Below are 13,496 nucleotides of genomic sequence, written 5' to 3' on the forward strand. Positions count from 1 at the left end.
AGATGGGTGGAAAAGAAGGTGGCACACAGATGTGGTGCCCATATTGCAAGCGCACCCGCGTTTGTGCAGCGAAGGCACCAGCGAAGAAAGGAAAAACGAATGTAAGGCGACTACACTACGTTAATCATCCTGACATTAATTTTTTCAGAAGGGGACGGCAGTGTCAAATTTGTGGCACTTTCTTTCATACATCAGAGGTAGAGGAGGACTTCCTGATAGAGTTGATGAAATTAAGAGATCAACTTTCAGAGATTAAGTCGTTTGCAGAGAAGTATAAAAAAGATGCTGCCATAGCGAGGGGTAGCCTAGATGATCTTTCTATTAAATTGGACGGATTGTCAGCGTTGAAGTGATGAAATTCCGCATCGCCCTTACCTTCACCGCCAGTCTCGCCCGCCTCCCAGGCCCGGCGCAAAGGGTGGCGAAGGCGGCGGCGTTCGACCTCCAGATCAATCCATCCCGCCCAGGCTTTTCGTTCCATCGCGTGGATCGGGCCAAGGACCCCGATTTCTGGACGGCGCGCGTGAACGACGACATCCGCATCGTCGTGCACAAGCGCGGGATGGACTTCCTACTTTGCTATGTCGACCGCCACGACGACGCGTATCGCTGGGCCCAACGGCGGCGGCTTGACGTTCATCCCCGCACCGGCGCCGCCCAGCTCGTCGAGGTGCGCGAACTCGTCGAGGAGGTCTCCGCCCCGCCGCCTTCCGCCGAGCCTAGGCCCTTCGCTGGCTTTGACGATGACGCGCTCCTCGCATGCGGCGCTCCGGAGGACTGGCTCGCGGATATCCGCGCCGCGACGGAAGAGAGCTTTCTCGACCTCTCCGCCCATCTCCCACAGGAGGCTGCGGAGGCGCTCCTTGATCTCGCCTATGGCCTCCCGCCTCCCGCGCCGGAGCCGACAGCCGACCCTTACTCGCACCCCGACGCGCTCCGCCGGTTCCGCGTCATGGCCGACGAGATGGAGCTCGCCGCGGCGCTCGACGCGCCGTGGGAAGCCTGGACGATCTTTCTGCACCCTTCCCAGCGCGAGTTCGTGGAGCGTGATTTCTCCGGCCCCGCGCGAGTCACCGGCTCCGCCGGCACCGGAAAGACGGTGGTGGCCCTCCACCGCGCTGCAAGGCTGGCGCGGGAGGGGCGGCGCGTCCTTCTCGCGACATTCTCCGACCCGCTCGCGGCGGCGCTCGAGGCGAAGATCGATCTCGTCCTCCGCGCGGCGCCGGACGCGCGCGCCCGCGTCGCGACCCGCTCCCTGACCGCCCTCGCGCGGGCGCTCCACGAGGAGCGGATCGGCCCTTTCGCCATCGCCTCGGTGGCCGAAATCGCGGCCGCGCTCGCGGCAGCGCGGGCCGAGGAGGCCGCCCGCTTCACGCCCGCCTTCCTCATCGACGAGTGGACGCACGTGGTGGACGCCTGGGGCGTAAGAGACTTCGAGACCTATGCGACTGTCCCACGCCTCGGCCGCAAGACCCGCGTGGGCGGCGCGCAACGGGAGGCGCTCTGGCGCGTCATGGAGCGCGTCCGCGGCCGGCTCGCCGCGGAGGGCCTTACGACCTGGGCCGAAGCCTTCGCCCGTCTCGCCCCGCTCGCCGCCGCCAACCCACCCTTCGACGCCGCGGTGATCGACGAGGCGCAGGACCTTTCAGTCGCCGAACTCCGCTTCCTCGCCGCAGCGACGGGAGGCGGCGCGCTCTTCTTCGCCGGGGACATCGGCCAGCGGATATTCCGCCAGCCTTTTTCCTGGCTCTCGCTCGGGGTGGACGTCCGGGGCCGCTCCCGGGTTCTCCGGGTCAACTACCGCACCTCGCAGGAGATCCGCGAGCGGGCGGATCGCCTGCTCCCCACGCGCCTCTCCGACATGGACGGCGACGAGGAGAGCCGCCAGGGCGTCGTCTCGCTCCTCCGCGGCCCGCCGCCCGAGATCGCGATCGTCGCGAACGAGGCGGACGAGCGGAGCGCCGTCGGCGCATGGCTGCGGGCGCGCGTCGCCGACGGCGTCTCGCCCGGCGAGATCGCGGTGATCGTGCGGTCTGATGCCGAGCGGCCCCGCGCCGAGGCCGCAAAGGCGGAGGGCGGCTCGCCCGCCACTCTCGTTCTCACGATGCACGAAGCCAAGGGCCTCGAATTCCGCGCCGTCGCCGTAGTCGCCTGCGACGAAGCCATTGTCCCCCTCGGGCCACGCCTCGCGGAGGCGGCGACCGAGGCGGAACTGAAGGAGATCTACGAGACCGAGCGGCACCTCCTCTACGTCGCCTGCACGCGGGCGCGGGACAGCCTTCTGGTGTCGGGGGTCAACCCCGGGTCTGAGTTCTTGGCCGACCTTAGGTAGCGGCCATCCCTAGTCGTCCTCCTCGATCGCGTCGATCATGCCGATAATGTTCGGGTCTCCCCCCTCACCCTCAAGCCATACGAGAAGGTTCTCCACTACAATGCACTTGGCGGGGCCGCGCGCCACCCTTCGTGGATAGGCCTTGATCCACTCACTCGCCTTTGTCAGTTCGCCCGCGATCTCCTCAGCGAGATGATCGCGGGATCGGATCAGGAAACTCGATTCAACTTCGCGAAAACGGAGCAGGCCGGCAATAAGCCCGAGCTGCGACATGAACTTCCCTTTGTAGTTTCCGCTCTCGTTCAGATCCGCCAGCTCGAAACGAGCGAGCTCCCCGAGGCGTTGTGCGAGGGCGATTGTGAGCGCATTCGGCGCTTCTGCGCGTCGCGTGAGCAGGTGTCCAAGCGCGGCGAAGGTATCGTTGTTTGGTCGGGGCCGGCTCGCAAGCAGCCCGAGTGCGCGCCTGACGCGCTCGCTCCCTGCGACCGCCCGTCCAGCCCCTTGCTGAAGAATCTTTTTGGCAGACGTCATGCGCAGGAGCGGATGTGGACGATCGTCATTGTCTGCCGCCAGTGCGTCAAGGATATGATCCTGTACGGCGGCGGGGCAGAGCGTTGCGCTCCAAGTTAGACAGAGAAACCGGCGGTTCTCCTGCTGGCAGTGGTCGCCGCGGACTTCCTCGTCGATTTCCCGCCCCATGCGATCCAACACCTCATGGAACGCTTCTGTGATTTTTCGCGGCAGGTCCGGCGGAAGCGCACCATCCGTTCCGACCGGCCTGATCTTCCGCCGTCCTGTACCTCCCTCGTTCGGCTCCGAACTCTGCCGGCGCAACTGCTTGTAAAGCTCATCGGCTGTTGCGTTCTTGGCTACAAGAGCAGCAAGTGGCACACCCTTGAACTCGCCCCGCCAGAACCCGCCGTGGGGTTCCTCGACGCTTCGAGATGGAACAGGCGGCGCTGCTGGTTCGAGTTCGGCCAGCACATCATCAGGCGACCGCGGTTCGGGATCGAGGGTTTCCCAGTTGAGAAGGATGGGCTCACGGCGCAGAAGTTCCCAGCTTTCCGATCCGATCGACAGACTCGCCCACGACTGGCCCGGAGTTTGGCGGAGACGGAGAACGAGGTCGGCGCGCGCCTCCGGCCCAGTAGAGAACTCAACGCGCCAACGCCGCACCTCCCCGGCTCCTTTCAAAACGAAGAACACGATTTCGGTCTGACCCTTCCGAAGGAAGAAGTCGCGTCGCTCCTCCGAGACGAACTCCTCGTTGGCGGGCACATGCCGGTCGTCCGGCGGCGTCAGACGCTCCCAGCGCGGACCGTCACGCACCAGCACTGCCAGCGCGATGGGCTCCAGCCGATCAAGATAATGAGGGAGCCCGCGATCGATTATCCTGCCGGCGATCAGCGCGCCCTTGGCGATCAACGTCGAGTGGATGAGGGCGGCGTCTCTCACTCGTGTCGCCACGAGCGAGTGCAGCCGTTTCGCGAACGGCCCGACAAGTGGGGAGACAAGAAGGGTGGCGTCCGCTTTACCCTCGATGGAATCGTTAGGCGCAAAAGGGAGAATCGTTGCCGGATCAAGATGAGGCGCCTCGATCTCGATCCAGCCGCCTGCATTCCGTCTGAGAAGCTCCGTCTCGCCAGGCGCACCCTCGCCGAAAAGGAGCCGAGCGGCGAGACTAGAAGGCTCTGTTCGTTCAGCGGCAACTTCGGGCTCCAAAGCCCTTATGACGCTGTCGGCTCTGGCGAGAGCCGTTTCGAGCCCGAGCTCCGGCCACAGGGTCGCGCCATACCCGTCGCGAACCGGCGCAAGCCAGCCCTGATGCGCCGTCGCTTCGCCCCAAGTCAGCGTTTGCACCTCCACCCCGTCGTCGCAATGAACGAGGATACGCACCCGAAATCCCAACCGCCTCGGAACGAGCTCCGCCGCTTCGGCTCCATGAATGGTCGCGACGCTCCGCCAGAGCAGCCGAGCGCGGGGTCGGCGAGGACCTGTGAGCGCGTCTAGCATGCGTCGCTGCGCGGCCTCGGCGAACTCCGGAAAGTCGGGCACAGCAACCATTAGCCGCTCAGCGCCTCGCGTTAGCGCCTCGGCGGCAGCGGCTACATGCGCAGCGGCCGATGGACTCGCCTCGCTGCTCGCGAATGACCGAAGCGAATCGCGAAGTCTTCTGCGGTGCTCTGGCGCGCCGACTCCGCGGCCCCAGCCATTCCCTCTTCCGTGCGGGGCGAGTGCAGCCTGCGGCCCGCCGATCCACTCGCTCTGAATCGTGACTGACGGCTCGCTGGCTTTCCGCTCACCGATATCGACAACGACGCTGCATGGCCCGCCGTCCACGGCGACTGGGGCAACAAGCCGCGCGTCCTGATCCTCTGGGTCCCAGTCCCGCGCGGCGAAGTCATGCCATCCGTCAAGCGACAGGCCCATCCAGCGGCTCAAAAGGCGGCCTCCCTGCGGAAAGTTTCGTCTAGGAGCTCGCCAAGCGTCGTCAGGCCGTCGCGCAGCGCCGCACCCTCCGTGCCGAGTGATACGGTCACGCCGCGGCCCTCAACCTGGAAGTCGGCATCGCCTCCAGCCTCTGCGGGCCGAATGACAATGGCGCGCGAGAACGTCGTAGCGCCGGCCGCGCCTCGCCTCGCTAGATCGACGACCGTTGCGACTTCTCGCACTTCGCCGCGGGGGAGCCCGCCATCCGGGCTCCAGATCGGCCAGATCGCGACGTTACGTGGGGGATTTTCCGGTCGGTCCGTGCGCTCGAACCTTAGCCAGGCGCAAGCCGCCAGGTCGCATCGCCAATCTCCCGGACGTTCTAGGCGCACCTGCGCCTCGACGACGGTCTTCAACTCCGGCAAATGAACCGTCACCATCGGGTTCGCGGATTCGATCCACAATCCCCGGTCCTGCTCTTCGCGAAACCGCACAGGGGCAGCGGCGAGAAGTCGGGCACCCGGAAGAGTAAGGAGTGCGACGATCACTGCAAGGGCGGCGAACTCCTCCCAACTCCGCGCTTGCCAGCGCCATAGATCGTCTTCCTTGGAGTCGTTCCCGAGCAAGTCCCGCCATGCCGACCAAATCTCTCGATAGCGCGCGTCCTCCAGCAGGACGAAGTTGGGAGCAACATCGGCCTCTGCTTTGCGGACGCCCTTGGCCGCGAGGTCGCGCGCCAGCCCCGCGAGCCGAAGCCCGAACTCGGCCACGCGGCGACCGCGCTCGGACGCCTTTCGACGACGATTTCGCGCTGCGTAGTCGCGCGCATGTGCGGCTCCAAGTTCGGCGTACGCTCGCAACACCCGGTTCTCCAGAGTGTCGAAGCTCTCCTCGCGGGCGACGGCAAGAAGTCGCTGGGCGTCCCCGGCCCGTTCCGCTAACGTCTCACCGGGCTGCCGCGCGGACCAGACCATGCTCCGCCGGTCTATCTCTTGCACGCGGGCGACCGGAAGCATGCGGTGCGTGCGCCGAAGTACACGGCGTGGCGCACGTTCCAGCGCGTCGATCACGTGCTTCAGAGCGCGCGCCTGCTTCACGATCAGGTGCATGTGCGGCAGGCGCTCGGCGTCGTTCAGCCACCTGTCGCGAAGCCCGGTCCACAGCTCCTTGGGGTCGGCGAGGGACACCTGCATGTCCTCGATGCGATCCCAGACGTCCCGCGTCCGAGCCGTGAGCGCGGCGGCCGCCTTCTCCTCTTCGGTCTCGGGCTCCACCCCGAGCCGCCATTTTCGCGCAGCATCCGTTTGGAAGAGTCGAACGCCATCCGGCAGTAGGAGCGGCGCTACTCCCGCGGGCAATGGAAGCAGCCCGAGCGTCCTCGCGCCGCGACCATAGCCGGCGACGGGAGCGGCGTAGCCAGGCCGGCCGTTCACGGGAACCGGCGAGGAGCCTTCTCCCGCCAGCCACAGAGGACCCTTGTAGCCGTCCGGCGGCGCGGCGTCCCCATCGAGCGCATGGCGCCGCGCCCGGACGAAACCGGCCCACGGCCTCGTCCAGATCTCGGCGGCGCTCATGCCCTGGTGAAGCCGCGCCAACTGAAGAGGCCCGGGCTGTTGCCCTGGTCCTCCACGAGCTTACCGAGCCGGTCGGCGAGTGGCGCGTCATCCAGATCCCTAAGCAGTCGGTCGAGTTGCTCGAACGCCGGCCTGTTTCGCTCGATATCGACGCCACGCAGACGCGGTAGAATGCGGAACTCGACCTGATCGGCGAGCGGTCGGCGCACGTCGAGGTCGCGCCCTCCAGGTGGCGGGTAATTTGCGCAGTAGGCGCGCATAGCGTCCCGCATGCGGTAGCCAATCGGACGATCGAACCGCTCCATCATCTCTGCGATCTTCGCGATGGCGGAATCGACTTGGCTCCTCTGGCTGTCGGTCATAGCACCGTAAGTCCCGACCCAGGTTCGCCACTCGCCGAACCGCTGCGCCTCCTCGGCTTGTGTCGGCGGAGCGGGTTTCCCAGCCTTGTCTGCCTGAATGGCGGGGGCCGCGAACTGAAGCACGTTTCCGCGGTCCATTACCTTCGGCGAGAGCGCCTGGGTGCTCTCGTCGTCGTTCATCGTGCCGGCGAAGAGCACGTTGTGTGACGGGAAGAGTCTCAGGCTGCGGTCGAGCCCACGGATATCGATCGGGATCGTCGCGTCGAGACCGGGTTCTCGGCCCTCCCCATAAGGCGCGCGTGCCTCCAGTCGGCTGAGAAACTCCGAGAAGTAGTATTCGATGCGGGCCAGATTCATCTCGTCGAGGAGTACGAGCGCCATGCGGTCGCCGAGACTCTTGCCCTTCTCACCGCTTTCTTCGAGAAGCTTCGCCGTATCGAAGGGGTCCATGTGGGCGAGGAGACGCGCGAGATCAGTCGCCCGATACTTCTTCTCGATGTAGTTGTAGAAGCCGAGCAGATCCTGCGGACTGTCCCAGCGTGGCTCCACCGCGATCTGGAGAAAGTGGATACCCAACGCCTCAGCGTAGCGACGCGGCAGGAGGCTCTTCCCCGTGCCAGAGACGCCCGCGAGCACGGTTATCTGCGCCACATCGTTGATCTTGAGCGAGGTGTGGAAGCCGCGAAGCGTCCGCTCGTGGTAGTTAAGCCCGTGTCCGCGGAGCTTGGCCGCGACATCCTGTATCGCGTCCTCTTCCGTTCTCGACGCCTTGCCGCGAAGGACCGCGGGTTTCTTGACGCAGTCCGGAGGCAGGAGGAGTTCGCCAAGCAGTGCAGCCTCGTCCAGCGGCTCCGGTGGGTCATTGGGGTCTCTGCGGACCGCCGCCGACTTTCGCGCCAGCGCCTCGATTTCGGTCTCGAGCGCCGCCTTTCGGGCTTCGAGACCGCGGACAGTGTCTGATACCGCGTCGAGAGCCGCCCGGGCCGCGGCTGCCTTCGCCAGAACCGCATCAGTCTCCCGTCTCAGCGGATCGAGCGCCGACTGCAGGCGCGCCGCCTCCGCTGCAAGCTCCGCTTCACGGCGCTGAAGGTCGGCGATCCGCTCACTCGCATGTCGCGCCTCGTCGATAACGCGGAGCGCGGCGTCTCGCTCGATCCGGAGCGGAGCAAGCGCCGTCTCTGCCTCCGCTAGCGACGCCCGCGCCGCCTCCAGCCCCTCGCGCGCCGCGCGCTCCCGGTCAACGAGACCTTCCAGCATCTCATTGCCCCGGCGAACCTCGTCCATCATCCGCTCGTGCTCGCCGAGGATCGCGTCGCGCGCCTGGGTCTTCTCTGCGAGTTCTTCTGCTGCATTCGCCGCGAGCCGCTGAACCTCCTCTATCTCGCGCCGCGCATCCTCGAGCGCGGCGTATTCGGCGCGAAGCCTCTCCAGCGTCGCGGTGAGCCCCGCGATCTCCGCGATGAGGAAATCACGATCGGTCATCTTCCGATCGAGGATCGAAAGCTCCTCCCGCTTCAGCTTGAGCTGGTCCTCGGCGATCTCGAGCAGCGACCGAACGTTGGTAAGCTTTGTCGCCGGGTCAAGGCGCGCAACCCGCACCGCATAGGTCGCCATCGCAACCCCCATGCAGAGCGCAAGCAGGGTGGCGGCAATAGAGCCGAAGAGAACGAGATCAGCGTTTCCGAGAATCATGTCGTTCACCCGTCGCTCACTGACCCGTCCGCGCCGGTTCCAACGGGACTGACGGCTCCCCCTCAGGCGAGGCAGGCTGCTCAGTCGCCTGCCTCTTTAGATCTTCAAGTTGTTGTTGCGCCGCCGCGAGCGTATTCAAGGCTCGGTCCCTTGCATTCTCCGCCTCCGTCTTCTGAGCGTTCAAGGTGGCTATGCTCGCCTCGATCTCCGCCGCGCGCGCCGCATTTGCGTCTCGGCGTGCCGCAGCTGCCGCCGCTTCTTCCCTGACCCGCTCGAGCTCGCTCCTTGCGGAAGACAGTGCGACACGGGCGTTCTCAACGTCTTGGAGCACCGCATCCTTGGCCTCATTCAGCGCAGCGATCTGCGCATTCAACGCCACGCTTTCGTCCGCCCGCCTAGCGGCTTCCGCTGCGCGCGCCCGGATCGCGGCCTCCTCGGCGATGGCGGCTTCTGCTGCGGCCCGGGCTTGGTCTCGCCGCGCCTCGGCTTCCGTTGCCGCCGCACGGAGCTCGGAAAGGCGCCGCTCGATCTCGACTAATTCGACGTTCCGCTGAGTGAGCGCGCCCTCCAACGCGGCAAGAGCCTGAGCTTCGCGATTTAGCGTTTCGATGCTACCGCGAAGCGCCGCCTCTTCGCCACGAGCGACCTGCACCGCCTGAGACGCATCGTCTCGCTCCTTTTCGGCCGCATCGCTCGCCGCGACGACGGCCGTAAGCTCACTGCGAAGCGTGGCGATGGACTGCCCCAATTGCACCTCCTCATTCCGGAGCTCCTCGACCTGCTGTCGCGCCGCCGCTTCCGCCTCGCCGGCCGTCCGCGCTCGCTCCGACGCTGCGGCTTCGCGCTCGGTTTCCCGCTCGGCGGCCTCTCTCGCGCGCCGTTCCGCCGCTTCTTCCGAGGCCTTCTTGCGCTCTGCGTCTTGCGCCGCGGCCGATGCCTCGGCGAGCTCCCTCTTGGCTGTTTCGAGCGCTTGCTCGAACCGAGCGATGTCGCCTCGCAGGGTGTTTTTTCGGCCTTCCTCATCCTGAGCTTCGCGCCGCGCACGGTCCCGCTCCGTCTCGGCTTGCCGCTTTGCCTCGACGGCCGCGTTTCGTTCTTCCGTAGCTCGTTCAGTATCGCGACGGAGCGAAACAAGCGTCTCCGTCGCTCGAGCATTGGCGCGTTCTAGCTCGGCTCGTTCGGCTTCCGCCGCGTCGACCGCCGCCTTCGCCGCCGCGGCGGCGCTCGCCGCCGCATCGCGCTCGGCCCTCGCCGTCTGTGCGTCCTCCCGGGCCTTTTCGAGGGCGGCCTCCGCCTCCCTTAGCTCCGTCCGCCGCGCCTCCAGTCCGCGCAGATCCGCCTCCGCGTCCAGGGCCTCGCCGCGCGCCCGCTCTCGTCTTGTCTCGAAGTCGGCGATCTCCTGCCTCAGCAACTCCGCTTGACGCTCATCGTCCGAAACACGGCGCTCACGGATGAAAAGATCGGCCTCTCGGGCCGAAACAGCCGCATCCTGGGAGCGCGTTGCAAGGAACAACGCTCCGTTTGTGAGAATCGCCGTCGCCGCCAGAACGATGGCGAGGACGATCCAAAGCCGCCCGCCGCGCCCCTCAGCCGCGGAGTTCCCGTTCGATGCGGTCAAGGCATCCCTCCATGTCTCGTTCAAGCTCGTGCACCCAGAAGCGGAGCACCTTCCAGCCTCGCGCCGTCAGCTCCCGGTCGCGCAGTCGGTCGGCGACCTTGCGGGCGCCGTCGGGGCCGACATGCCATCGCCGGCCGTCCACCTCGACGTCGAGCTTCCGCACCTCGGGATCGAGCGCGAAGTCGAGATACCGCGTGCCGACCGGGTATTGTGGGATCGGGTCCAGCCCTCTCGCCCGCATCGCCGTGTCGAGCCGGCGCTCCCATAGGCTGTCGAACGGCGGGCGGGGTGGCGACCAGGGCGTCGTCGCCCGTTCGGCCAGCCGACGAAGATGCGGGATGCCCGATGATCTGGCGAAGTCGACGTCGCCGACGACGAGGCAGAGGGCGCGCGCCCGGCTGATCGCGACGTTGATGCGCCGCCGTTCCATCTGGAGGAAGGTGACGACCGAACTGTGGGCGCCGGGCGCCGCGACCGGCGAGAAGAGGATCACGTCCGCCTCGCCTCCCTGGAACCTGTCGATCGTGGAGACCCGGAGGCCGAGCTTGCCTCGCACGGGCTCAGCGAGCCGCGAGCGCGCGATCCGTTCGATAAGCGCGACCTGCGCATTGAATGGAGACAGGACGCCGACCGATCCGTCGAAGCCATCCGCGGCGAACCGCGCAAGAAGGTCCGCGACGCGGTTCGCCTCGGCCGGATTTACGTTGCCCCCCTCCTCCCGTCGAGCGGCGCCGGCGACGTGCTCCCAGACGAGGCCCGGCTTGTAGCCGGTCGGCGCCCGAAACTCCGTCTCCTCGCGACGCCCAGAAAGCCCCTTTCCCGCATAGAACGCCTCTCCGAGGTAGTCGACGATCGGCGGCGCGGAGCGGAACTGGTCCGAGAGGAAGAAGCGCCGAGCGGCTGGCCTCCGTACTGCGAAATCGTAGAGCGAGTTCACGCGCTGGGACCATGCGGAGCGACCTTCCCGCGGCATTCCGTTCGCATCCATCAGAGCGCGCTCCGCGCTCCTCGAAATCGAAGGGATGAACCGGAGCTGCTCCGGATCGCCGACGACCACCGCGCGCCGCGCCCGCGCCATCAGCGGGATGGCCGACGCCACGTCGCACTGGCTCGCCTCGTCGAACACAACATAGTCGAACAAGCCGGCGACAAGCGGGACTCGAGCGGGAACGGACAGCGTGCTGAAGGCCCACAGCGGCCGCAAGCGCAGCACTAGGCGCGCGTCCTCGGAGGGCAGCCGCCGGGGCTCCCTCACGTCGGCGAAATCCAGTTCCTTGCAGCGCGCCTGCACCTGCTCGAGTTGCGCCGCGTCCGGGCGGACAAGGTCGGGCGCGAGGCGCGCGAGGAGCGCCTTCGCGTCGACGCCGGCTCGGGAAGGCATTTCCGGAACCGCGGCCGTCGTCTCTCGTTGGCGGTGCAGCTCAGCGATCCGTCGCTCGATCTCGGCGAGCGAGGCCTGGGCGTTGACCGGACCGGCAGCGCGGCGCGTGAAGGCGCGGCGGATCCAGTTCCACAGGCGTCGCAAGAAACTCGCTCCCGCGGGAGCGGGCTCCAGCCCAATGGACATATGAGCCAGACGTAGTTCCGCTAGGTCGCAGAGTTCGAGATCCGCCTTGGCCCGCTCAGCCTCGGACTGCCGTCGTATACGCGCCCGCCTCGCAGCTTCGAGGCTGCGCTGCAGCTCCGCGTCGGCATCGGGACGGGACGATCCGGTGCGCTGGGGTTCGGTCGCCCCGATCTCCGCTAGCGCCGCGAGCAGGCTGGCGTCCCGTTCGCCGCCGGCGTCCCTACCGCGGGTGAGGAGCGGCGTTTCGCCGACTAGATCTCGTAGCCGGCGCTCGACCTCGTCGAGCGCCTGGTGGTTCTTGGATGCGAAGAGCACGCTCCGGCCCTGCAAGGCCGCAGAAGCGAGCAGCGTCAGGATCACGTCGCTCTTTCCGGTTCCGGGCGGCCCCTGGATCACCGTCAACGGTCCTTCGAGCGCGGCTTCCGCCGCCGCGACTTGGACGTCGGTCATGGCGGTGGAGAGCTGGATCAACTCCAGCTCCGGTTCGCCCCTCCGGTCGGCGGCGTCAAGCCAAATGGTGCTAAGCGACGAGGCTCCGCGCGCCTCTGCAGTCCACGCGCGCATCTCTTCGAGGTCACGGGCGGCGCCGCGCGTGAAGCTGTTCTCTCCTGGCAAAAAGAAAGCCGCCGCATTCCGCATGCCCTCGCCGTCCGCTACGATGGCCCCGTCGAGGTCGCCGTGTCGGAGCGCACCTCCGCCAAAGGTTGCCAGAGCGCGGCGAAGTCGTTCGGCTGTCGACGCCAGATCGTCAGGCTCGCCTTCGGGAAACAACGCGTCCGTTAGTTCGCTCTCGGTCCATCGCGTTCGCCGGCAGATCCCGCGCAGCCAATCTGGATTGAGCGACGGCGCGCCACCAGGGTGCTCAAAGACGATGTCGGGCCCGTCAAACCTCCATTGCCCAGGCAGAATGAGCGCCGGGACGAACATCGCGCCTTCCGCTCCGAGGAATAGCGAGATCGGCCAGCCGATCGCCGCCGCGCCCGTCTTTGATCGCGAAAGGGTTTCGCGGAAGTCCGCGGGGGCGAGATCGACCGCCATCCGGAGGAGCGCAGGCTCCCACCAAGGTCCGCGGCCGCTAACCAATTGCCACAAGCGGCCGTGGCCGTCAGCGAACGCCGTCACCTTGCCCCGGATGTCCTGTCTTTGGGTGGCGGCCAGATAGCCGAAGAACTGATCCCAGGAGGGCTGCGACGAGGTTTCCACGTCTGTCGGCCCCAACTCATATGCTTCAGCTTCGCCGCCGGAAACTGCCTCGATCCGCATCGGAACGGCGAGCATGGTGCCGTCGCTCGTCTCCGGTGTTCCGGCGTGGTCGTTCCCCTGGCCGGTGAGTGAGGAAAGGGAGGCAAGGGCCCAGCGTCCGGTGGATGTTCGCTGCACCACACCGCCTTGAGTGAGTGAAACCAGAGCGTCGAGCACGTCTTCGGCCGACAAGCGAAGGCCACTCGCCGATAGGCGGCTGAGTAACTGCGCGCTCGTCGCCCCGCGCGGGTAAAGTCCGAGAACTTTTCGAATCGTCTGATCGAGCAAATTCGTCTCCCCAACAGAACCTTCGGTAAGAAGCGCCTCGGTGCAAGGGTTTCGATGCTGGGGAGGTCGCGCTAACCCGCTCTTTTCATCGGCAATGGCCGGATCGCTGCGACGAGGGAGGGCGTTCGCCCATCCCCTACTCGCTGAGACAGCAAGATGTTGTCGAGACAGTAAGTGAGCTTCGGGACGAGGCGGAGGTTGAGCCTCGGCAGGTCCGCGTCCTGACGGCGCGGCCGCCCCGAGGTAATCAGCGGCCAGATTGGCTTCGCGTGGTGAGTGAGTGAAAGAGGGGCGGGTCCTGACCCGGAGAACTGGTCCGGACCGATTGCGATTTTTCGGGCATGAATCTGGAAACGGAGGAATGCCCAGATGCCCAAGAAACGCTTCACGG

The 13,496-nt window shown here is 66.5% G+C and carries 7 protein-coding genes; 2 read left to right on the forward strand and 5 right to left on the reverse strand.

The window, feature by feature from the left end; genetic code table 11:
• Positions 1 to 2 precede the first annotated feature (2 nt).
• Both ACE37J_RS05000 and ACE37J_RS05005 read left to right on the forward strand, forming a co-directional pair.
• Positions 3 to 353, forward strand: coding sequence for a hypothetical protein (locus tag ACE37J_RS05000; protein WP_409707955.1), 351 nt, complete (start codon positions 3 to 5; stop codon positions 351 to 353).
• On the forward strand, positions 353 to 2,332 hold the full coding sequence (locus ACE37J_RS05005) for a 3'-5' exonuclease (RefSeq protein WP_409707958.1): 1,980 nt from the start codon (positions 353 to 355) through the stop codon (positions 2,330 to 2,332). The genes ACE37J_RS05000 and ACE37J_RS05005 overlap by 1 nt, the downstream gene beginning before the upstream one ends.
• A 9-nt stretch (positions 2,333 to 2,341) precedes the next feature.
• Here the strand turns inward: ACE37J_RS05005 and ACE37J_RS05010 are convergent, their stop codons facing one another.
• The 5 genes from ACE37J_RS05010 to ACE37J_RS05030 are packed head-to-tail and all read right to left on the reverse strand — an operon-like array spanning position 2,342 to position 13,105.
• Complete coding sequence (locus ACE37J_RS05010) at positions 2,342 to 4,774, reverse strand: hypothetical protein (RefSeq protein WP_409707961.1); 2,433 nt, start codon at positions 4,772 to 4,774, stop codon at positions 2,342 to 2,344.
• Entirely contained in the window at positions 4,771 to 6,336 is a 1,566-nt protein-coding gene (locus tag ACE37J_RS05015; protein ID WP_409707964.1) for a DUF2357 domain-containing protein, read from the reverse strand. The genes ACE37J_RS05010 and ACE37J_RS05015 overlap by 4 nt, the downstream gene beginning before the upstream one ends.
• The gene (locus tag ACE37J_RS05020) at positions 6,333 to 8,399 is read right to left on the reverse strand and encodes a hypothetical protein (RefSeq protein ID WP_409707967.1); all 2,067 of its coding nucleotides are present in this window, start codon (positions 8,397 to 8,399) and stop codon (positions 6,333 to 6,335) included. The genes ACE37J_RS05015 and ACE37J_RS05020 overlap by 4 nt, the downstream gene beginning before the upstream one ends.
• A gap of 7 nt (positions 8,400 to 8,406) precedes the next feature.
• Positions 8,407 to 10,008 carry a hypothetical protein gene (locus ACE37J_RS05025; RefSeq protein ID WP_409707970.1) on the reverse strand — a complete coding sequence of 534 codons (1,602 nt, stop codon included), beginning with the start codon at positions 10,006 to 10,008 and terminating at the stop codon, positions 8,407 to 8,409.
• A complete protein-coding gene (locus ACE37J_RS05030) occupies positions 9,977 to 13,105 on the reverse strand; it encodes an AAA domain-containing protein (protein ID WP_409707973.1) in 3,129 nt (1,042 codons plus the stop codon). Before ACE37J_RS05030 ends, ACE37J_RS05025 begins: the two co-directional genes overlap by 32 nt.
• Positions 13,106 to 13,496 lie beyond the last annotated feature (391 nt).

This window comes from Pikeienuella sp. (assembly GCF_046290545.1).
In the GTDB taxonomy this organism is placed as follows: domain Bacteria; phylum Pseudomonadota; class Alphaproteobacteria; order Rhodobacterales; family Rhodobacteraceae; genus Pikeienuella.

Excerpts from the sequence above, each read along its gene's own strand:
- ACE37J_RS05000 (WP_409707955.1), top strand. The coding sequence starts at position 3 with ATGGGTGGAAAAGAAGGTGGCACACAGATGTGGTGCCCATATTGCAAG.
- ACE37J_RS05005 (WP_409707958.1), top strand. The coding sequence starts at position 353 with ATGAAATTCCGCATCGCCCTTACCTTCACCGCCAGTCTCGCCCGCCTC.
- ACE37J_RS05015 (WP_409707964.1), bottom strand. The coding sequence starts at position 6,336 with ATGAGCGCCGCCGAGATCTGGACGAGGCCGTGGGCCGGTTTCGTCCGG.